The following is a 21,066-nucleotide window of genomic DNA, read 5'->3' on the forward strand; positions in this document are numbered from 1 at the left end:
GTCGCGCGCGGCGGGATGACGGTGCGGGCGTAACGCGACGGCGCCGATCCGGAACGCGGATCAGAGATTGTGCTCCTTCCGCTCGCCCTCCGGCGGCGTGTGGCTGTCCGGATCCACCACCTTGCGGGCGGCCGCGTTCAGGTTGTCCGGATCGAGGGCGGTCTGGACGAAGTCGCGGCCGATGCTGGTCACCTCGCGGGCGTAGCGCAGGCCCTGGTCGCGGACCTCGTCGGCCCAGGGACCGATGCTCCGATCCTCCTGGCGGGTGCGCGGCAGCAGCGCGCCGAGCAGAAGGCCGGCGGCCACGCCGACCACGCCGACGAGGAGGGGATTGTCGTCCACGAAGCGCTCGACGGCGGTGCGGCCGCGGTTGAGCCCGTCGATACCCTGGGTGGTCAGGTCGTCCAGAGCCCGCATGTTGCGCCGGCGCAGCGTGCCGGCCCGCTCCCGGACCTCGTCGTAGGCGGACGCCGCGCGGTCGCGGGCCTGATCGGCGGCGCCGCCGAGACGGTTGCCGACATCGTCCGCGAAGTCCGACACCGTCTGCCGTGCCTGTCCGGCGAGGTCCGCGGCGCGGTCACCGGCCGCCTGGACGCCTTCCTTCACGGTGGCGGAGGCGGCGTCCACCCGCGAGGCGCCGGTGGCGCCGCCGCTCGAATGGCCGCCGGCCGAGAGGGGCGCGGCGCCGTGCGGCAGCGGGTCGTGCAGCCCGCGGGGGTCGGGCCGGAGCGTGAAGTCCCCCGCCGCCGCGCCGGGGATCCCGCGCGGGTCGCCGAGACCGGCCGGATCGGGCCGCAGGCTCCCGTCCCGAGCGCCGTGGGGCGGCGCCTCGCCGGGGCGCGGCTCGGGAATGCTGGAGGGGGTGGCGGGGGTACCCGGCTTGTCGGTCATGGCGGTGTCCTCGAATGTCGGTCCCGGCAGCCCGCCTTCGGCGCCGGTCTGCCCGGCCGTCCGGCCGGGCGCGGGAGGTTTCTCGGTCCGGGCCCCGCCCGGTCGTCAGATCTCGGTCGTGTCCAGCGGATCGCGGGCCGGGCGCGCGGTCGGCAGGTCGGGGTCGTAGCCGCGGGCCGCGCCGGTGTTCAGGGTGGGCACGCGCTCCGCCGAGACCTCGGTGCGCCGGCGCTGGGCGTCGCGCGCCATCCGGTTGAACAGCAGGCCGACGCCGGCCGCGATCAGCAGCACCGGCACCGGGTTGCGGCGCACCGCCTCCAGGGCCGAGTCGTAGGTGCTGTTCAGGGCCGGCACCCGCCGGGCATTGCCCAGCATCTCGTCCACGAGGTTCGGCACCGAGAGCCGCCCCTGGATGCGGTCGATCGTGTCGTCGAGCCGGGCGCGGCTCTCCTCGATCTCCTTCTCGAGGTCGTTCATCGTACTCATCCGGACACGCGCTCCGACAGGGCCTGGGCATCCTGGCGGACCTGGCGCGTGGTGCGCTTCGGGGCCAGGGTCGAGAGGGACAGGACGCTGCGCGCCCACAGGGCCATCCCGAGGGCGAGGGCCAGCAGCACGCCGCCGACGATCAGGGCCGAGAGCCACTCGGACCCGACGATGGTGGCGAGCCATTTCACGAAGGCGCCGATCAGGACCAGCAGGGCGACCACGGCGAACACCGCCGAGCCGACCATGCAGGCGAGGCCGACGATGAGCTGGCGGATGTTGCCGGCCATCTCGGCCCGGAACAGCGCGATCTCCTTGCGGGCGAGTTCGTTGGTCTCCCGCAGGGCATCGCCGATGAGGCTCTGGATGCTGGAGGCGCCGGTCTGGCGCGGGTCGGAGCCGTGCGTCATGGCGTCAGGCCCGGAAGCTGTCGCGGGCATCGCCGTCCGGCGCCTCCGGCGGCAGGCTCGACGACTTGATGAAGCGGGCGGCGATCAGGCCGGCCACGAAGGTGCCCACCGCCACCGCCACCGGCGCCCGCCGGGCGAAGGCCTCGGCCTCGCTGTAGAAGTCGCCGAGGCTGCGGCGCTCGATGGAGGAGCCGAGCTGCTCCAGCCCGTCGGCGGCGCTGTCGAAGAAGGCGCGCACGTTCGGCTTGTCGCCGAGGTCGCGGCCGGAATTGCGGATCGTCTGGGCCAGATCGTGGACCGACTGGGCCGCATCGCTCTTGCGCTGCTCGACATAGGTCTGGGCCTGCAGCCGGGCCGCGTCGAGCAGCCCGCGGCCGCGTTCGGCCGCCACGTCGGCCAGCCCCTCGACATCGCCCTGCAGGGCGCGCCACTGGGCACGCTCCTCCGCGGCGGTGTGCGGCGCCGCGCCGTGCGGATCCGCAACCGGGTCCACGGGGGCGCCCTGCGGTAACTCGTTGCCGGCCATCTCGAAAATACTCCTCGCGGCGCGGGTACGGAGCCGCTCGCGGCGACCGCGAGCCCCGCGATGGCTGAGTAACCGACTCGGCTGTCACGGGTTCCGGTCCCGGTGCACAGTTCCGATCTGCGCTCGGGCTCCGACGGGACGGGCGGCACCGCTCACTCCACGTTCAGGCACGATCTGCCAGAACCGCCACGCTTGCACAACGCGCCCGATCGGGACGGAGCGGCCCCCCTGTCCCGGAACGGTAGGGCCTCGACTTGACCCGCGCCCGGCTTCACGCTTGGGTTGCCTGACAAGCAACAAAGGATCGCGCAGGCCCCCCGCGCGTTCTGACATGTTAGTGAAGTCTCGATGCAGGCGCGGCCGGCCGCGCCCCTGATCCGGAGCCGACCCGCGTGGCACGCCTTGTGATCGTATCGAACCGCGTCGCCATCCCGGAAGAGGGCGGCAAGGCGGTGGCGGCGGGCGGCCTCGCCGTCGCGGTCAAGGAGGCCTTCACGGCCTATGAGGGGCTCTGGTTCGGCTGGAGCGGCACCATCTCCGAGGAGCCCTCCGAGGAGCCGACGCTGATCGACCGGGGCCGGGTCCAGTACGCGGTCGTCGACCTCTCGCCGCAGGACCACCTCGAATATTACGCCGGCTTCGCGAACCGCGCCCTGTGGCCGATCATGCATTACCGGCTGGGGCTCGGCGCCTTCTCGCGCTCGGATTATGCCGGCTACAGCCGTGTGAACCGGACCTTCGCGCGGGCGCTCGCCAAGCTGGTGGAGCCCGACGACATCATCTGGGTGCACGATTACCACCTGCTGCCGCTCGCCGCCGAGTTGCGCGGCCTCGGGCTCGACAACCCGATCGGCTACTTCCACCATATCCCCTGGCCCGCCGCCGACGTGTTCAACTCGCTGCCGGCGAGCGGCGAGCTGCTGCGTGCCATCGTCGATTACGACCTGATCGGCCTGCAGACCGAGGCGGACGTGCAGAACCTGCAGCGCAACCTCGTCGATACCCAGCGGGCGATCCCGCTGGGCGGCGGCTCGCTGATGGTGGATGGCCGCCGCACGCGGATCCGCGCCTTCCCGATCGGCATCGACGTCGCGGGCTTCAAGGAGGCGGCCGAGAAAGCCAACGCCAACAAGGTCGTGCGCGAGACCATCGCGGGCCTGCGCACCCGCAAGCTGCTGATCGGCGTCGACCGGCTCGACTATTCCAAGGGCGTGCCCGAGCGGATGGAGGCGGTGGAGAGCTTCTTCGCCTCGAATCCCGACCAGCGCGGCAACGTCACCTACATCCAGATCACGCCGAAATCCCGCAGCGAGGTGCCCGAATACGAGCAGCTCTCGCGCGACGTGAACGAGAAGGTCGGCGAGATCAACGGCTCGCTGGGCGACCCGGCCTGGACGCCGATCCAGTACATCACCAAGGCCTATCCGCGCCCGGTGCTGGCGGGCCTCTACCGGGCGGCCCGGGTCGGCCTCGTCACGCCGATGCGCGACGGCATGAACCTCGTCGCCAAGGAATACGTGGTCGCCCAGTCCGAGGACGATCCGGGGGTTCTGGTCCTGTCGAAATTCGCCGGCGCCGCCCGGCAATTGCCCGAGGCGCTGCTGATTAACCCCTACGACCGGTTCGAGGTGGCAGAGGCGATCCGGGCCGCGCTCTACATGCCGAAGGCCGAGCGTGTGGCGCGCTGGAAGCCGATGGTCGAGCGCATGACCCGCGAGGACGTCGATTGGTGGGCGCGCAACTTCCTGGCGGAGCTCGAGAATTTCCGCACCATGGAGCGCGAGGCCCCCACCGCCGCCGCGGCCGCCGAATAGCCGGCGCAGCCCGCTGATTCCGCCTGCAGTCCCCCGTGTGACCGGACGCCCCACATGATCGCCGTCGATGACGGGGTGCCGGCGCCGCTCGGCGCCCATTTCGACGGGCGCGGCGTCAACTTCGCCCTCTTTTCCGAGCACGCCACCGCGGTCGATGTCTGCCTGTTCGAGGCGGGGGAGCGGCACGAGACCCGCACGGTGCGGTTGCCCTGCCGGACCGACGACGTCTGGCACGGCTACCTGCGCGGCGTGCTGCCGGGCCAGCTCTACGGCTACCGGGTGCATGGCCCCTGGGATCCGGCGTCCGGCCACCGGTTCAACGCCTCGAAGCTCGTCCTCGACCCCTACGCCCGGGAGATCCGCGGCCGGATCCGCTGGCACGATGCGCTCTACAGCCATCGCCGGGGCGGGCGCGAGGACCGGATCGACCGGCGCGACAGCGCGGTCTACATGCCGAAATGCGTGGTCACCGCCCCGGAGGTGCCCGATCTGGCCCTCACGCCGGTGCGGCGGCCGCTGGCCGAGACGGTGGTGTACGAGGCGCACGTCAAGGCGCTGACCCGCACCCATCCCGACATCCCCGAGGCGGAGCGCGGCACCTACGGGGCGCTCGCCCACCCGGCGATCATCGCGCACCTCGTCAGGCTCGGCGTCACCGCCCTGGAGCTGCTGCCGATCCACGCCTTCGCGGACGACCGCTTCCTGGTGGAGAAGGGGCTCGTCAATTTCTGGGGGTATCAGCCCCTGGGCTACTTCGCCCCGGAGCCGCGCTACCTGGGGGAGGGCGGACTGGGCGGCCTGAAGGCGGCGATCCGGGAGCTGAACGCCGCCGGGATCGAGACCTGGCTCGACGTGGTCTACAACCACACCGCCGAGGGGGACCACACCGGCCCGACCCTGTCGTTCCGCGGCATCGACAACGCCAGCTACTACAAGCTCGATCCCGCCGACCCGCGCCGCACCATCGACTGCACCGGCTGCGGCAACACCTTCGACGCGAGCCATCCGCGGGTGATGCAGCTCGTGCTGGATTCCCTGCGCCATTGGGTCACCGCCTACGGCATCGCGGGCTTCCGCTTCGACCTGGCCTCGAGCCTCGGGCGCGCGCCCTTCGCCTTCACCCCGCAGGCGGCCTTCTTCCAGGCGGTGGCGCAGGATCCGGTCCTCGCCCGGGTGAAGATGGTGGCCGAGCCCTGGGACATCGGGGAGGGGGGCTACCAGCTCGGCGGCTATCCGCGCGGCTGGAGCGAGTGGAACGACAAGTTCCGCGACGCCGCGCGGGGCTTCTGGAAGGGGGATTCCGGTACGCTCGCCAAGGTCACGCAGGGGCTGACCGGCTCACGGGAGGTGTTCGCCCCGTCCCGTCGCTCGCCGCTGGCCAGCGTCAACTTCATCGCCAGCCACGACGGCTTCACCCTGGCCGACACGGTGGCGTACGAGCAGAAGCACAACGAAGCCAACGGCGAGGACAACCGCGACGGCCATAACCACAACGTCAGCCGCAACTACGGCGTCGAGGGCGACACCGACGACACGGCGATCCTGGCTCTACGCGCCCGCCAGAAGCGCAACATGCTGGCCACCATGATGCTGGCCCAGGGCGTGCCGATGCTGCTGATGGGCGACGAGCGCTCCCGCAGCCAGGGCGGCAACAACAACGCCTATGCCCAGGACAACCCGACGAGCTGGATGGACTGGAGCGTCGATCCGGATCCCGCCCTCACGGATTTCGTCGCCAACCTGCTGGCCCTGCGCCGGGCCCAGCCGGCGCTGCGGCGGCGGCGCTTCTTCACCGGCGCGCTGATCGATCCCGACGAGCCCCTGCGCGACGTGCACTGGCTCTCCCCCGAGGGCACCGAGATGGAGGGCCGCCACTGGTCCGACGACGGGCTCCAGGTGTTCGGCATGCAGATCGGCAATGACGGCGATCCGGGCGACCGCCTCCTGATGCTGTTCAACGCCGGGGAGGGCGCCGTCCCGTTCCGCCTCGCCCCGGTGGTGGGCGGCCCCTGGACGCCGGTCTTCGACACCGGCGAGCCCGCGGGCGCCCGCGCGCCCGGCACGCCGGCCGTTGAGTCCGGGGCCGCCGTGCCGCTGCCGGGCCGCACGGTCCTCGTGCTCACCGCGCCGGGGACGGAGACCGGAAACCGGGGCGGCTGGGTGCCGGAACGCTAGGGACAGGAGCCCCCCGCGGATCCGTCAGTCGAACAGGCTGGAGACGCTGGATTCCGTCGCCGTGCGCCCGATCGCCTCGCCCAGTAGCGGCGCGATGGTGGCCACGCGGATGTTGCGGGCGAGCTTGACGGCCTGCGTCGGCTGGATCGAGTCGGTGATCACCAGCTCCTTCATCCGCGAGGCGGCGATGCGCGAGACCGCGCCGCCCGACAGCACGCCGTGGGTGATGTAGGCCGAGACGTCCTTGGCGCCGGCATTGAGCAGGGCCTCGGCGGCGTTGACCAGGGTGCCGCCCGAATCGACGATGTCGTCCACGAGGATGCAGGAGCGGCCCTCGACCTCGCCGATGATGTTCATCACCTCGGACTCGCCCGGGCGCTCGCGGCGCTTGTCGACGATGGCCAGCGGGCAGTCGATCCGCTTGGCGATGGCCCGCGCCCGCACCACGCCGCCGACGTCGGGCGAGACCACCATGCGGTTGTCGCCCGGCAGCCGCTCCTTGATGTCGCGCACCATCACGGGGGCGGCGAACAGGTTGTCGGTGGGGATGTCGAAGAAGCCCTGGATCTGGCCGGCATGGAGATCGAGGGTCAGGACGCGGTCGGCGCCCGCCTCGGTGATGAGGTTCGCCACCAGCTTGGCCGAGATCGGCGTGCGGCCGGAGGTGCGCCGGTCCTGCCGCGCATAGCCGAAATACGGGATCACCGCCGTGATGCGCCGGGCCGAGGATCGGCGCGCAGCGTCGATCATGATCAGCAGTTCCATCAGGTGGTCGTTCGCCGGGAACGAGGTCGACTGGACGATGAACACGTCCTCGCCGCGCACGTTCTCCTGAAGCTCGACGAAGATCTCCATGTCGGCGAAGCGCCGGACCATGCACTTGGCCAGCGGCAGTTCGAGATAGGCCGCGATCGCCTCGGCCAGGGGCCGGCTGGCATTCCCGGCGATGATCTTGATCGAGGATTTCATGGGCGGCCGCTCACTCGCGGCCGGACCTTACCGCCGCTCTTGTCCAGACCGGTCTCCCGAGGAGCCGGAACGATCCGATGACGGGCGAGGCTCTTAGCAGCGGGCAGGAACTGTCACAATGCCTTCACGGCCGCCCAGCACTCGCCGCCGACAGGTACTGCGGCGGCGCTCAGGGAGCCGGCGGCTCCAGCAGGCGGTGCAGGTGCACCACGAAATAGCGCGTCTGCGCGCTGTCGACGGTGGCCTGGGCCTTGGCCCGCCACGCGGCCTGGGCGGAGGCGTAGTCCGGGAAGATGCCGACGATGTCGAGGCCCTTGATGTCCCGGAACCGGACCCCGTCGAGATCCTGCAATTCACCACCGAAGACCAGGTGCAGCTTCTGGTCGCTGTCGATCGCCGTCGCCATGGCCTCTCCTCACGTTTCTCCGCGGCGCTCGCAAATGGCGGGCCTCCGGTCAAGCCTGCATGGTCGCAGCCGAGCCCTGAACCCGCCGCAGGTCTGCGCGGCGGCCGGGTTCCGGGCGCGGCGCCGCGCCGGATGCGCAGCCTCGGATGCGTCATGCTACGAGCGGACCATGACACGCCGACCTCTCGCTCTCCTCGTCCCCGTCGCGGTGACCGTCAGCCTCAGCGCGGCGCAGGTTCTGGCGCAGCAGGCGCCCCGGGCGCCCCGCGCCGCCGGATCCGACAGGAGCGCCCCCGACCGGCGGGGCGGGCCACCGGTGATCGGCTGCCCGTCGCTCGCCAATTACCGGATGCTGATGCGGGACGGCGCGGCGGCGGCCGCGGCGCATCTGGCCGATCCCAAGGCGGACCATCTCGGCTGCTCGGCGCTGGCGCGCACGGAATTCACCGGCATCGTCGACAAGGTGACCCTGGGCGGCCAGAGCTACGATTGTGCCGGCGTGCGCGGCACCACGGCCTGCCACTGGATCGCGCCCGGGACGATTCCCGAGACGCCCGCGCCGGCCAAGCGCTGACCCCGACGGGCCTCTCGGTCCGGCCTCAGCGCAGGTGGCCGCTGGCGCGCAGGTCGCGTTCGACCGCCTCGTGGACGGCCTGGAGCGGATTGTCGTTGATGGCGGCGGGGGGAAGCAGCGGCGTCATCGCGGCGGGCCGCGTGTCGAAATCCGGCAGGATCGCGGATTGCGGCGCCGGCGGGCGCACCGGCACGTCTGCCGGCATGCGTGCCGGCAGATGTGCCGGCATGCGCGCCGCGAGGGTCCGCAGCGCCTCACGGGCGCCGGAGGGCAGGAGCGTCACGAGTCTGTTCAGCATGGCCGGCCTCAGCGCGCACGGCCGGCCGGGGCCGGCGGGAACGGGACGGTGGCGGCGGAACGGTTCTTCACGGGGACACCAGCACGGGATCGGTCGCGGGAAACGAACCGGCCCCCCCACAGTTCCGACAGATCAGTATTGCCAAATTTTCGGCGCGTGTCGCCTGGATACAGGCGAACACTGATTTGTCGGTTGAGGCAGTCTGAAGAATGGCGGAAGCGGATGGGAATCGAACCCACCGTACGCTGTTGGCGTACCGCTGGTTTTGAAGACCAGGAGGGCCACCAGACCCCGTTCGCCTCCACCACCGGGGTTACGGGCCGCCGCCGGACGGGTCAAGGTCCAGGATGCCGGCAGGCGGGCGTGGCGGCGGGCCAGCGCGCAAAGGTCGCGGGCCGGGGTCGGGGTCGCGGGTCGGGGGCTGCGGGTCAGGGATCCCGCTCGTCCGGCGCGCGCGTCAGGCCGACCGAGGTCCCGGTTCGCGCCGACGTGAGCGCCGCCTCGAGGCAGGCCATCACCCGCACGGCCTCCAGCGCCTCGGTCTGGTCGACCGGGGTGCGGGCGATCGCCCCGGCCACGGCGCGGTAGAATGCGCGCTGGTCGCCGGCCAGCGCCGGTGCGCGCGCCACCCGCCCGGTCGCGTCGTGGATCTCCAGCCCGTCCGGATCCGCGCCCCAGCCGGCGGCCCCCGGCTTCACGCCGGCCAGCAGCTGCTGCTCCTGGATGTCGGGACGGTGTTTGATCAGGCTGCCGGCCTCGCCGTGCACCAGGAAGCGGGGCGATCCGCCGGCGGCCAGCATGCTGGCATGCAGCACCACGCGCAGGCCCGGATAGTCCAGCACCGCATGGGCCCAATCGTCGGCCTGCGCGCCGGGGCGGAGCCGCGCCAGATGCGCGCTCACCCGATCGGGCAGACCGAAGAGCTGGAGCGCCTGGTCCACCAGATGCGGACCGAGATCGTACCAGATCCCGCTGCCCGGGCCGGGCCCCTCCCGCCAGCGGTCGCGGACCTCCGGACGGAACCGGTCGAAGTGCGATTCGAAGTGCCGGACGCGGCCGACGCGCCCCTCCGCGACGGCTTGGCGGACGCTGAGATAGTCGCTGTCCCAGCGCCGGTTGTGGAAGACGCGCAGCAGCCGGCCCCCGCGCCGCGCCGCGGCGGCCAGCCCGCGCGCCTCGGCGAGGTCGAGGGTGAAGGGCTTGTCGACCACGACGTGCTTGCCCGCCGCCAGGGCGGCCCGCGCCAGGGGCGCGTGGGTGTCGTTCGGGGTGGCGATCACGACGAGGTCGACGGCCTCCGCCGTGGCCACCGCGACCGGATCCGCCGACACCCTCACGTCGGGCAGGTCGGCCCGGACCCGGGCGGGCGCGCTCGAGCCGACCAGCCGGAGGTCGAGTTCCGCCACGGCGCCGATGAGCGGGGCATGGAAGGTCCGGCCGGAATAGCCGTAGCCGATCAGACCGACCCTGATCCGTTGCCCTGCCTGCATGCCGCGCCCCCGGCTCTCCGGGGCGACGCCGAGACCCGCCGCACCCGACTTCTGGCCCCCCGGCACCGCCGGTCCCAGCGCGCCACCCTACACCCCGCAGTCCGCGCGTGGCTGGACCGGCCGCGCGCCGCGCTCCGGAGGACGCGGGCGGCCACCGGGACCGGGGCCCGCGGTCCGGACTGTGGTCGTGGCTGTGGTCGTGGCTGTGGTCGTGGCGGTCGCATGCGACGGATCGCGCCGCCGATCCGCCGCCCGGAAGCCCGGATTCGTATTAATTCCGCCACACTGTTGTGGCCCTGCACCAGTCATGCCGTTCCTGAGACGCCCACGGACAGAGGAAGGCTCCACGCCGGCACCCGAGAGGGCCGGCGACGGGGCTGGCCAAGACGTGGCTCAAGGGGCGGCTGAAGCCGCTGGCCAGCAGGCCGCGGACCAGCGGGACGCGGGTATGCCCGCGGGTTCGGACGCGCCCCCGCCGTCCGGGACGCCCCTGGCGGAATCCCTGCAGCCCGGCCCGCGCGGTCCGGGCTGGATCGGCGCGGCCATGGTGGTCACCGCCCTGGTCTCGGCGCTGGCGACCTTCCTGATCCTGGCCGGGGTGATCCGGGTGACGCCGACGCCGGCCTACGGCGTGACCCTGCTCGCCATCAACGCCGCCCTGGTGCTCGGGCTGGCGGTCATCATCGCCTGGGAGGCGCGGGTCTTCCTGCACGCCCGCAAGGCCAACGCCGCGGTGGCGCGGCTGCACACCCGCATCGTCGGCCTGTTCAGCCTGATCGCGATCCTGCCGACGATCCTGCTCGCCGTGGTGGCGTCCGTGACGATCGACCGGGGCCTGTCGCTGGGCTTCACCGACCGGGTCCGCGACGTGGTGCTGAAATCCGTGGAGGTGGCCGACGCCTACCAGGAGAACCAGTGCCAGAGCCTCGCCCGGGAGATCCGCATCCTCGCCGACGACCTGACCCGGGCCCGGCCGAATTTCGACGTGAACCGGGACTGGTTCCAGACCTTCCTGACCACCCGGGCGACCAATCTCGGCCTGCCGGTGGCGCAGATCATGCGCGGCCCCACCGAGGTGGTGGCCCGGGCCAAGATCGACGTCCTGAAGACGAACCGCCTGCCCTCGGCGGCGGCCTTCGAGGACGCGGCCAACTCGGCCGACCCGATCTGCCTCCTGCCCACCGAGGGCCGGGTCTTCGCCGCGCTCCTGCGCATGCCGGCCTACGACGACGCCGTGCTGATGGTGCAGCGGGAGGTGAGCCAGCTCGCCATCGAGTTCCCCGGCGTGTCCCGGGCGGCGGCGGCCGAGTATCTCACCTACGATTCGCTGCGCCGCTCGATCCAGATCACCTTCGCGTCGGTGTTCCTGCTGATCGCGCTGATCGCGCTGCTCTCGGCCGTCTGGTTCGGGATGAACTTCGCCAACCGGTTCGTGGCGCCGATCCGGCGGCTGATCAACGCCGCCGACCAGGTGGCATCGGGCAACTTCTACGCCCAGGTGCCGACCAAGAAGACCAGCGGCGACCTCGCCCATCTCGGCGAGAGCTTCAACAAGATGACCCAGGAGCTGCGCCGCCAGCATGCCGGCCTGATCGCGGCGAGCGACCTGATCGACACCCGCCGCCGGTTCACCGAGGCCGTGCTGTCGGGGGTCTCGCCCGGGGTGATCGGCCTCGACGCGGCGGGCTTCGTCACCATCGCCAACCCGGCCGCCGAGCGGATGCTCGATCTCGCCAGCGACGCCCTGGTCGGCCAGCCGCTGGCCCGCGCGGTGCCCGAACTCGCCCCCGTGCTCGCCGAGAGCGAGGCGCGCTCGCGCAGCCTGCAGCAGCAGCAGATCCAGCTCACGCGCTCCCGGGGCGAGCGCACCATCACGGTGCGGGTCACGAGCGAGCAGGCGCAGGGCGCGTCCCGGGGCTCGGTGGTGACGCTGGACGACATCACCGACCTCGTCCAGGCGCAGCGCAGCTCCGCCTGGGGCGACGTGGCGCGCCGCATCGCCCACGAGATCAAGAACCCGCTGACCCCGATCCAGCTCTCGGCCGAGCGAATCCGGCGCAAGTACGGGAAGGTCATCACCGCCGACAAGGAGGTGTTCGACCAGTGCACCGCCACGATCGTGCGCCAGGTGGACGAGATCAAGCGCATGGTCGACGAGTTCTCGGCCTTCGCGCGGATGCCCAAGCCCGCGATCGCGCCGAACGACCTCACCGAGATCGCCAAGCAGAACCTGTTCATGATGCGGGTCGCGCATCCGGATATCGACTTCGCCTTCTCGGCCCAGAGCGGCGCCGGGGGATCCGAAAAGATCGTGGCGGCCTTCGACATCAGGCTGCTCAGCCAAGTGATCACCAACATCCTCAAGAACGCCGTCGAGGCCGTGGCCGAGGTGCCGGAGGCCGAGCTCGGCAAGGGCAAGATCGCCTTGAGCCTCGCCGTCGAGGACGGCTTCGCGGTGATCGCCGTCACCGACAACGGCAAGGGATTTCCCGCCGAGGGGCGCCAGCGGCTCCTCGAGCCCTACATGACCACCCGCGAGGGTGGCACCGGGCTGGGGCTTGCCATCGTCAGCAAGGTGCTGGAGGAGCACGGCGGCGGGATCGAGCTGAACGACAATCCCGCCGGCCGCGGCGGCCAGGTGCGGATGCGGGTCCCGCGCGAGCACGGGCCCGAACCGTCCGGCGCGGGTCCCGACACCAAGACCCCCGAGACGAGTCCCGTCACGACAGAGGAGAAGGGCGCCGCACCGACGGCCCCCCGGATCGCGGAGATGCACGCATGAGCGCCGATATCCTGATCGTCGACGACGAGGCCGACATCCGCGACCTCGTGGCCGGGATCCTGGACGACGAGGGCCACCGCTGCCGCACGGCCGGCGGCTCGGACGAGGCGCTGGCCGCCATCGAGGCGCGCCGGCCGCACCTCGTCTTCCTCGACATCTGGCTGCAGGGCTCGCGGCTCGACGGCCTGCAGGTGCTCGACCTGATCAAGGCCGCCAACCCCGACCTGCCGGTGGTGATGATCTCGGGCCACGGCAACATCGAGACCGCGGTCTCGGCCATCAAGGCGGGCGCCTACGACTTCATCGAGAAGCCGTTCAAGGCCGACCGGCTGATCCTCGTGGCCGAGCGGGCGCTGGAAGCCTCCCGGCTCCGGCGCGAGGTCCGCGACCTGACGGCGCGCTCCGGCGCCACCAACCGGATCGTCGGCACGTCGCTGGCCATCAACCAGCTGCGCCAGACCCTCGACCGGGTGGCGCCGACCAACGCCCGGGTGATGATCACCGGGGCCTTGGGCTCCGGCAAGGAACTCGCCGCGCGCAGCCTGCACAAGGCTTCGGCCCGGGCGAACGGCCCCTTCGTGCTGCTCAACGCGGCGGCGATCCTGCCCGAGACCATGGAGGCGGAGCTGTTCGGGGTCGAGGGCGAGAGCGGCCGCCGGGTCGGCGCCCTGGAGGAGGCCCATGGCGGCACCCTCTACCTCGACGAGGTCGCCGACATGCCGCGCGAGACCCAGAACCGGATCCTGCGCGTCCTCGTCGACCAGAACTTCCAGCGGGTCGGCGGCACGACCCGGGTGCATGTCGACGTGCGGATCATCTCGTCCTCCTCCCGGGACCTCCAGGAGGAGATCGCGGCGGGCCGCTTCCGCGAGGACCTGTTCCACCGCCTCTCGGTGGTGCCGATCCGGGTGCCAGCCCTGTCGGAGCGCCGGGAGGACGTGCCCGAGTTGATCCAGTTCTTCATGGACAACATCTCGTCCCAGACCGGCCTGCCCAAGCGTCGGATCGCCGAGGACGCCATGGCGGTGCTGCAGTCGCACAACTGGCCCGGCAACGTCCGCCAGCTCAAGAACAACGTCGAGCGGCTGATGATCCTGACCCAGGCCGACCCGGAGCAGGAGGTCACCTCCGAGATGCTGCCCTCCGAGATCGGCGCCCTGGTGCCGACCACCCCGGGGGGCGCGGGCGGCGAGAAGCTGATGAGCCTCGCGCTCCGGGAGGCCCGGGAGATCTTCGAGCGGGAATACCTCGTGGCGCAGATCGCGCGGTTCTCGGGCAACATCTCGCGCACCGCCGAATTCATCGGCATGGAGCGCTCGGCCCTGCACCGCAAGCTGAAGTCCCTGGGCATCGGCCCGTGAGGCTCCGGAGCCGGGGCGCGCGTTGAGGGCGGGGCCGATCCGTCACGGATCGGCTGGAACGGGGGTTGCTTGCGCCCACGCTTTCACGGCGTCATGGTATTTGTATACATGGGCCCTGGACCGGGTGTTCGGACGATCCGGCCGGCGGCATACGACTCATCCCGGACGGAGCGATCCGGGACAACAAGAAGGCTAAGAAGATGGCGGGCGAACGCGCACAGAACCTTCAGGACACGTTTCTCAACCATGTCCGCAAGAACAAGATCCCCCTGACCATCTTCCTCGTCAACGGCGTCAAGCTGCAGGGCGTCGTGACGTGGTTCGACAATTTCTGCGTGCTGCTGCGCCGGGACGGGCATTCGCAGCTGGTCTACAAGCACGCGATCTCCACGATCATGCCGGGCCATCCGGTGCAGCTGTTCGAGCCGGACGAGACCGCCGAGAAGGCGTGAGGGCTCGTCGCCCCGGGCGCCCGGGGCGAGGCCGGCGGATCGGACCGACCGAGGCCGCTGCCGAAGCTGGGACCGGTCCGGGGCTGTCGCGCGGGGCGAGGGCGGCCTCCGGACCGATGCCGCCGCGCGGCCTGGTTCCCGATGCCGTCGCGGATATCCGCCACCGCCCCGGCCCGGCCCGGCATATTGACCCGGCATCTTGGCTGAGGTCGCCCGCATCCCCATTCTGTCGGATCCGACCTCTCCAACGAAGCCGCCGGCCTCCCGGCGGTCACAAAGGCTGCATGAGCGAGACGCTGACGTCCGGCGAAGCCCGCCTCCAGGCGCAGGCCGCCCCCGAGGGCGAGATCGCCGCGGCGACCCACACCCTGGTGATCGGCCCCTATCTGGCCCGCGGCGCCTCGGGGGCCGGGCAGGGGGGCGGGCAGGGGGCCGCCGCGCCGTCCCGCTCCGTGGAGGCCCGCCTCGACGAGGCCACCGGCCTCGCCGCGGCCATCGAACTCGACGTGGTCGAGAGCCTCGCCGTCAGCCTGCCGCGGATCCGGCCCTCGACCTATCTCGGCAAGGGCCGGGTCGAGGAGATCGCCGGCCTGATCCGCGCCCGGGAGATCGGCCTCGTGGTGATGGACTGCGCCCTGTCGCCGGTGCAGCAGCGCAACCTGGAGAAGGCCTGGGGCGCCAAGGTCATCGACCGCACCGGGCTGATCCTGGAGATCTTCGGGCGCCGCGCCTCGACGCGCGAGGGAACCCTTCAGGTCGAGCACGCCCACCTCGCCTACCAGAAGTCGCGCCTTGTCCGGTCCTGGACCCACCTGGAGCGCCAGCGCGGCGGCTTCGGCTTCCTGGGCGGCCCCGGCGAGACCCAGATCGAGGCCGACCGGCGCATGATCCAGGAGCGCATGACCCGGATCGAGCGCGACCTCGACGCGGTGGTCCGCACCCGCGGCCTGCATCGACAGAGCCGGGCGCGGGTTCCGTATCCGATCGTGGCGCTCGTGGGCTATACCAACGCCGGAAAATCCAGCCTGTTCAACGCCTTGACCCGAGCCGAGGTCACCGCCAAGGACATGCTGTTCGCCACCCTCGATCCCACCGCCCGGGCGACCAAGCTGCCCCACGGCGAGACCGTGATCCTGTCCGACACGGTGGGCTTCATCTCCGACCTGCCGACGCCCCTGATCGCCGCCTTCCGGGCGACGCTGGAGGACGCCATCGAGGCCGACGTGCTGCTGCACGTGCGCGACGTCAGCCACGTCGATTCCGAGGCCCAGGCCGAGGATGTCGGCGAGGTGCTGCGGGAGCTCGGCATCGAGACCACGGCGGACCGGATCATCGAGGTCTGGAACAAGGCCGATCTCCTCGACGACGACGAGCGCACGCGGCTCCTGAACCTCAGCGGCCAGGCCAAGGCCCGCAACGACCGCGACAGCGCCGCGCCGGTCCTGGTCTCGGCGGTCACCGGGGAGGGGCTCGCCGCCCTGACGGCCCGGATCGAGGCGCGGATCGGGCGCAACCGCGCGAGCTTCGCGGTGGCGCTGCCGCCGGAGGACGGGGCGGCGCTCAACTGGCTGTACGAGAACGCCGAGATCCTCGACCGCCGGTCGGAGGCCGACGGCACCCTGCATCTCGCGGTCCGGATCGCCCCCGAGAAGGAGCCGCGCTTCCTCAACCGCTTCGCGGCGGCCCGGCGCCTCGGCCGGGGCGGTTGATGGCCTCCGGCAGCTTCGGCAATCCACCGCTTCCCGGCCTGCAGACCATGCGGGCGCCGGCGGCGGGCCGGGCGGATCCGGGATCGGACGACGAGGCGGTGCTGCGGGCCATGCAGGCCGGCGGCGGCCTGCGCCTGCTCGGCCTGCGGATCGTGATCGTGCTGGTGCTGCTGATGGCGGCCCAGGCCTATGACGGCTCGCTGCATGCCCTGAGCCACTGGCTCATCCTCGGCTTCTACGGCCTCGGCACGGTCTGGTTCGGTCTCCGGGAGCGGGGCGGCGGCCCCGCGGCCAACGTCTACAGCTGGGCCGGCACCGGGCTCAACGCCGGTCTCGCCGTCTACGTGATCATCGAGCACATGCTGGCCGGCGGCGGGGCCGGTCTCGGCGCCGACGCGGTGAGCCGCCTGCCCGCCTTCCTGCTCCTGCTCCAGACCGGCCTGAGCATGCGGGTGGCGCAGACCCTGCTGTTCTGCGGCGTGGTCACCCTCTGCTGGAGCGCGGCCTTCCTGGTCGGGCTGCTGCATCCGGACCTGTTCCCGAACGCCGAGACGTTTCCGACCGCGCAGCTTACCGGGCTCGCCACCTTCATGGCGGCGGGCCTCCTGGTGGTCGACGGCATGATCCGCCTGCGCGCGGCGGTGGCGCGGGCCCTGCGCATGGAGCACGAGCGGGCCCAGCTCGCCCGCTTCGTGCCCGACACGGTCGCCCTCGATCTCGCCGCCGAGGACGGGGATTCCGGCCTCGGCATCCACCGGCGCCACGCCTGCCTGATGATCCTCGACATCCGCGGCTTCTCGCGGCTCTCCCGCGAGCATCCGCCGGAGGCCATGGTCACGGCCCTGCTGGCGGTCCGGGCGGCCGCCCAGGCGGCGGTGGCGGAGCAGGGCGGCCTCGTCGACAAGTATATCGGCGACGCGGTGCTGGTGCAGTTCGTCGTCGGCCACCCCGACGCCCAGGCCCGGGCGGCGCTTGCCTGCGCCCTGTCGATCCGCGACCGGATCGCCGCCCTCAACGCGTCCCGCGCCCGGGAGGGGCTGTTCCCCCTGCGGGTCGTGGTCGCCCTGCACGCGGGCGACCTCCTGGTCGGGGTCTTCGACGACGGGGTGCGGGCCGAGTACACGGTGCTGGGTCCGGCGATGAACGCCCTGGCGCGGATCGAGACCCGGGCCAAGGCGGCCGAGATCGAGCTCGCCGCCTCGGGGGATTTTCTGGATCTGCTCGGCGGCGTGCTCCCGGCCGGGATCCGGGCCGTGCCGGTGCCGGACGCCGCCCTGCCGGAGCCCCTCACCCTGGCGGCGATCACGGTGGCGCCGGGCGCCTGAGGCGGCCCGGGCAGGACCGGGACTGCGGCGCGCCGATCGCGTTCGGTCTCGGCCGGCCGATTCCGACGCCGCAGGGTGCCGGAATCGCGCGGATTGAGGCTGGCGGGCCGGGCGTCTTCTGCTACGTCCGCCGGATTGTCAGCCCACCGTGCGTGGGCACGGTGCCACGAGGAAACGATGCTGGGATCGAAGCGGGGATCGAAGCGGGAATCGGGATGGTTGGGGCGGCTCGCCCTGGGAGCCCTGGCGGCCCTGGCCGGCGCCGGGCCGGTGCGGGCGCAGGAGACGGCAGCCCCGAAGGCGCTCCCGCCCCTCGTGTTCACCGGCATCCCCGATCAGGACGAGAGCCGCCTGGTCGAGCGCTTCGGCAAGGTCGCCGCCTATCTGGAGGCCAAGCTCGGCGTGCCGGTGCGCTACATCCCGGTGAAGAGCTACCCGGCGGCGGTCACCGCCTTCACCAACGGGCAGGTGCAGCTCGCGTGGTTCGGCGGCTTCACGGGCGTCCAGGCGCGCAAGGCCGTGCCGGGCGCCCAGGCGATCGCGCAGGGCGCCGAGGACGCGGCGTTCAAGACCTACCTCATCGCCAACGCCGCCACGGGGCTGAAGCCCGACAAGGCCTTCCCGAAGGACATCGCGGGCAAGACCTTCACGTTCGGCGCCCGCGCCTCGACCTCCGGGCGGCTGATGCCCGAGTATTTCATCCGGCAGGCCTTCCCGGGGCAGAGCCCCGAGCAGGTCTTTGCCCGGGTCGGCTTCTCGGGGGATCACAGCCGCACCATCCAGCTGGTCCAGTCCGGCGCCTTCGCGGTGGGCGCCGTTGACTACTCGGTCTGGGACCTCGACGCGAAGGCCGGCAAGGTCGACCGACAGGCGGTCTCGGTGATCTGGGAGAGCCCGGCCTTCCCCGATTACCAGTGGACCGTGCGGGGCGACGTGGAGCAGACCTACGGCGCCGGCTTTACCGAGAGGCTGCGGGGGGCGCTCGTCGGCATCACCGACCCGGCGATCCTGGAGCCGTTCGGGCGCTCGAAGTTCATCCCCGTGACCAACGCCGCCTACGAGCCCCTCGTCGCGGTCGGACGCTCCACCGGCCTGCTGGACTGACGTCCGTGGCGAGCGGCGCGCAAGCCCGAGCGGCCATCGTCCTCCGGAACGCCTCCGCATCCTATGGCGGGCGTCCGGTGCTTTCGGGCCTCGACCTGACCGTGCGGGCGGGGGAGCGCGTCGCGCTGATGGGCCGCTCCGGGGCGGGCAAGTCGACTCTGATCGGCCTGATCCACGCCCAGGCGCCCGAGCAGGTGGCGCTGGTGCCCCAGGCCGCCGCCCTCGTGCGGCCGCTCTCGGTGTTCCACAATGTCTATATGGGCCGCCTCGACCGGCGCTCGACCCTGCACAACCTGCGCACCCTGGTCCGGCCGGCCCGGGCGGACGTCGCCGCGGTGGAAGCGGTCCTCGACCGGGTCGGGCTCGCGGACCGGCTCTGGGCCCGGGCCGGCGAACTCTCCGGCGGCCAGCAGCAGCGCGTCTCCGTGGCCCGCGCCCTCTACAACGGCCGGCCGATCCTGGTCGGGGACGAGCCGGTCTCGGCGCTCGACCGCCAGCAGGGCGCGCGGATCCTCACCGAGCTGGCCCGCAGCCACGAGACCCTGATCCTGGCGCTGCACGACGTGGCCCTGGCCCTCGCCCAGACCGACCGGATCGTGGTGCTGGAGGCCGGCCGGATCGTCCTCGACGCCCCGTCGGCGGGCCTCGATCCGGCGCGGCTCAGCCCGTTCTACGCGGCCGCCTGATGCGCAGCCCCGCCTTCCTGCCGCGGCCCGGCTACGCGGCGGTGAGCCGCTGGTTCCTGGCCGCGGCGCTCGCCGGCCTGCTGGTGGCGGACCTGCAGGTCACGACGCTCCACCCCTTGGCCGACCTCGCCCGCCTCCTCGGCGGCCTGATCCGGCCCGATTTCCCCGCGGTGGAGGGCTGGAGCGTCGTCTATACCGTCGCCTTCGCGATGCTCGGCGTCGGGCTCGGCGCCGGGACGGGGCTGCTGCTGGCGATCCCCTTCGCCCGCTCGCGCACGGTCCGGCTCGCCTGCGCGGGCGTCCGCGCCGTCCACGAGCTGTTCTGGGCCCTGCTGCTGATGCAGGTCTTCGGGCTCTCGGCGACCACCGGCGTGCTCGCCATCGCGCTGCCCTATGCGGGGATCTGCGCCAAGGTCTATGCCGAGCTGATCGAGGAGGCCGACCTCGCGGCCGTCCGGGTCCTGCCCGCGGGCACCGGCGCGGTCTCGGCCTTCCTGTACGCCCGCCTGCCCGAGGTGGCCGGGCGGATGCGCGACTACACCCTCTATCGCCTGGAATGCGGCCTGCGCTCCAGCCTCGTGCTCGGCTTCATCGGCCTGCCGACCATGGGCTTTGCCTTCGAATCCGCCTTCCGCCAGGGCCGCTATGCGGAAGCCGGGGCGCTGCTCCTGATCTTCTACGCGCTGATCGGCACGCGGCGGCTCTGGGTGCGGGCCCGGACGCTGCCTCTCCTCCTCGTCGGATCCGTGCTGGCGCTGCCGCCCACCGTCGGCAGCGCGGCGATCGGCCCGAGCCTCGCGCGCTTCCTGGGCCACGACATCGTGCCGGCGCCGCTCCGGGACGCCGCCCTCGCCGAGCCCGAGACCTGGGTCCGGCTCTGGTCCTGGCTGCGCCCGATCCTCGCCGGGCAGGTCCTGCCCGGCACCGCGCAGACCCTGATCCTGGCGCAGATCGCGCTGGTGGCCACCGCCCTCGGGGCGCTGGTCCTGTTCCCGCTGACCGCGCGGCGCTTCGCCGGACCGATCGGGCGGCCCCTCGGGCGGGTGCTGCTGGTGGTGGTGCGCTCCACGCCGGAATACGTGCTCGCCTATCTCGGCCTGCAGCTCCTGGGCCCCTCGATGCTGCCGGCGATCCTGGCGCTTTCGCTGCACAATGCCGGGATCGTCGCCTACCTGATGGGCCGCCACGCCGACGCGATCCCCTACCGGGCCGACGCGCCCCGGGGCCTCGATCTCTACGCCTACGAGACCGTGCCGCGCCTCTACGGCCAGTTCCTGGCCTACCTGCTCTACCGCTGGGAGCTGATCCTGCGGGAGAGCGCGATCTTCGGCATCCTGGGGGTCACGACGCTGGGCTTCTACGTCGACGCGGCGATCTCGGAGCTGCGCCTCGACGTGGCCGTGGTGCTGATCGCCGCCACCGCCCTGGTGACGGTGGCGGTCGACGCCCTCTCCCGGGCCCTGCGCCGGTCCCTGCGGATCGACGCCCTGCCGACCCGGCTCTCCGGGCCGCAGCCGATCACCGGGGCGGAGCCGACCTGAGCGGGATCGGTGACGCCGGCCCGGACGGGGCGCCGGCCGGCGATCCGCGGCGCGAACCGAACCCGGG

Annotated in this window: 19 protein-coding genes and 1 tRNA gene; 11 read left to right on the forward strand and 9 right to left on the reverse strand. The window is 72.2% G+C overall.

Annotated elements, in window-relative coordinates; genetic code table 11:
* Nucleotides 1–60 precede the first annotated feature (60 nt).
* The 4 genes from P9K36_RS08795 to P9K36_RS08810 form a co-directional block, all read right to left on the reverse strand.
* Entirely contained in the window at nt 61–891 is an 831-nt protein-coding gene (locus P9K36_RS08795) for a hypothetical protein (protein WP_043352824.1), read from the reverse strand.
* Nucleotides 892–996: 105 nt separating this feature from the next.
* Nucleotides 997–1,368, reverse strand: a complete 372-nt coding sequence (locus P9K36_RS08800; protein ID WP_170861816.1) for a DUF3618 domain-containing protein — start codon at nt 1,366–1,368, stop codon at nt 997–999.
* A 5-nt stretch (nt 1,369–1,373) separates the two neighbouring features.
* Nucleotides 1,374–1,787 carry a phage holin family protein gene (locus tag P9K36_RS08805; protein WP_043389422.1) on the reverse strand — a complete coding sequence of 138 codons (414 nt, stop codon included), beginning with the start codon at nt 1,785–1,787 and terminating at the stop codon, nt 1,374–1,376.
* A 4-nt stretch (nt 1,788–1,791) separates the two neighbouring features.
* Entirely contained in the window at nt 1,792–2,313 is a 522-nt protein-coding gene (locus tag P9K36_RS08810; protein ID WP_043352818.1) for a hypothetical protein, read from the reverse strand.
* Nucleotides 2,314–2,705: 392 nt separating this feature from the next.
* Here P9K36_RS08810 and P9K36_RS08815 point away from each other — a divergent pair, with 392 nt between their 5' ends.
* Nucleotides 2,706–4,127 (forward strand): trehalose-6-phosphate synthase, encoded by a 1,422-nt coding sequence (locus tag P9K36_RS08815; protein WP_043389425.1) that lies wholly within the window; start codon nt 2,706–2,708, stop codon nt 4,125–4,127.
* 54 nt (nt 4,128–4,181) lie between these two features.
* Entirely contained in the window at nt 4,182–6,302 is a 2,121-nt protein-coding gene (gene glgX / locus P9K36_RS08820) for a glycogen debranching protein GlgX (protein WP_182592908.1), read from the forward strand.
* Between the two features lie 24 nt (nt 6,303–6,326).
* On the opposite strand, the gene P9K36_RS08825 is transcribed toward glgX, so the two are convergent.
* Nucleotides 6,327–7,271, reverse strand: a complete 945-nt coding sequence (locus tag P9K36_RS08825) for a ribose-phosphate pyrophosphokinase (protein WP_043356665.1) — start codon at nt 7,269–7,271, stop codon at nt 6,327–6,329.
* A gap of 169 nt (nt 7,272–7,440) precedes the next feature.
* On the reverse strand, nt 7,441–7,677 hold the full coding sequence (locus P9K36_RS08830) for a DUF4170 domain-containing protein (protein ID WP_043356667.1): 237 nt from the start codon (nt 7,675–7,677) through the stop codon (nt 7,441–7,443).
* 169 nt (nt 7,678–7,846) lie between these two features.
* Here P9K36_RS08830 and P9K36_RS08835 point away from each other — a divergent pair, with 169 nt between their 5' ends.
* Nucleotides 7,847–8,251, forward strand: coding sequence for a hypothetical protein (locus P9K36_RS08835; RefSeq protein ID WP_043356668.1), 405 nt, complete (start codon nt 7,847–7,849; stop codon nt 8,249–8,251).
* A 25-nt stretch (nt 8,252–8,276) separates the two neighbouring features.
* On the opposite strand, the gene P9K36_RS08840 is transcribed toward P9K36_RS08835, so the two are convergent.
* The 3 genes from P9K36_RS08840 to P9K36_RS08850 form a co-directional block, all read right to left on the reverse strand.
* Nucleotides 8,277–8,549, reverse strand: a complete 273-nt coding sequence (locus P9K36_RS08840; protein ID WP_043356670.1) for a hypothetical protein — start codon at nt 8,547–8,549, stop codon at nt 8,277–8,279.
* A gap of 210 nt (nt 8,550–8,759) precedes the next feature.
* Nucleotides 8,760–8,852 (reverse strand) — tRNA-Sec (locus tag P9K36_RS08845).
* 125 nt (nt 8,853–8,977) lie between these two features.
* Entirely contained in the window at nt 8,978–10,039 is a 1,062-nt protein-coding gene (locus P9K36_RS08850) for an oxidoreductase (RefSeq protein ID WP_278306917.1), read from the reverse strand.
* A 307-nt stretch (nt 10,040–10,346) separates the two neighbouring features.
* Between P9K36_RS08850 and P9K36_RS08855 the strand changes: the two genes are divergently transcribed.
* The 8 genes from P9K36_RS08855 (at nt 10,347) to P9K36_RS08890 (ending at nt 20,999) form a co-directional block, all read left to right on the forward strand.
* Complete coding sequence (locus P9K36_RS08855; protein WP_182592906.1) at nt 10,347–12,821, forward strand: PAS domain-containing sensor histidine kinase; 2,475 nt, start codon at nt 10,347–10,349, stop codon at nt 12,819–12,821.
* Entirely contained in the window at nt 12,818–14,182 is a 1,365-nt protein-coding gene (locus P9K36_RS08860; RefSeq protein ID WP_012318476.1) for a sigma-54 dependent transcriptional regulator, read from the forward strand. The genes P9K36_RS08855 and P9K36_RS08860 overlap by 4 nt, the downstream gene beginning before the upstream one ends.
* Nucleotides 14,183–14,382: 200 nt before the next feature.
* The gene (gene hfq / locus P9K36_RS08865) at nt 14,383–14,634 is read left to right on the forward strand and encodes an RNA chaperone Hfq (RefSeq protein WP_007563033.1); all 252 of its coding nucleotides are present in this window, start codon (nt 14,383–14,385) and stop codon (nt 14,632–14,634) included.
* Between the two features lie 284 nt (nt 14,635–14,918).
* A complete protein-coding gene (hflX, locus tag P9K36_RS08870; protein ID WP_043389440.1) occupies nt 14,919–16,343 on the forward strand; it encodes a GTPase HflX in 1,425 nt (474 codons plus the stop codon).
* On the forward strand, nt 16,343–17,668 hold the full coding sequence (locus P9K36_RS08875) for an adenylate/guanylate cyclase domain-containing protein (protein ID WP_043389442.1): 1,326 nt from the start codon (nt 16,343–16,345) through the stop codon (nt 17,666–17,668). Before hflX ends, P9K36_RS08875 begins: the two co-directional genes overlap by 1 nt.
* 177 nt (nt 17,669–17,845) lie before the next feature.
* On the forward strand, nt 17,846–18,772 hold the full coding sequence (locus tag P9K36_RS08880; protein WP_051976367.1) for a putative selenate ABC transporter substrate-binding protein: 927 nt from the start codon (nt 17,846–17,848) through the stop codon (nt 18,770–18,772).
* 5 nt (nt 18,773–18,777) lie between these two features.
* Complete coding sequence (locus P9K36_RS08885) at nt 18,778–19,458, forward strand: ATP-binding cassette domain-containing protein (protein WP_052083591.1); 681 nt, start codon at nt 18,778–18,780, stop codon at nt 19,456–19,458.
* Nucleotides 19,458–20,999, forward strand: a complete 1,542-nt coding sequence (locus tag P9K36_RS08890; RefSeq protein WP_052083592.1) for a hypothetical protein — start codon at nt 19,458–19,460, stop codon at nt 20,997–20,999. Before P9K36_RS08885 ends, P9K36_RS08890 begins: the two co-directional genes overlap by 1 nt.
* Nucleotides 21,000–21,066: the final 67 nt, after the last annotated feature.

The organism is Methylobacterium sp. 391_Methyba4 (assembly GCF_029691625.1).
GTDB classification, from domain to species: Bacteria; Pseudomonadota; Alphaproteobacteria; order Rhizobiales; family Beijerinckiaceae; genus Methylobacterium; species Methylobacterium fujisawaense.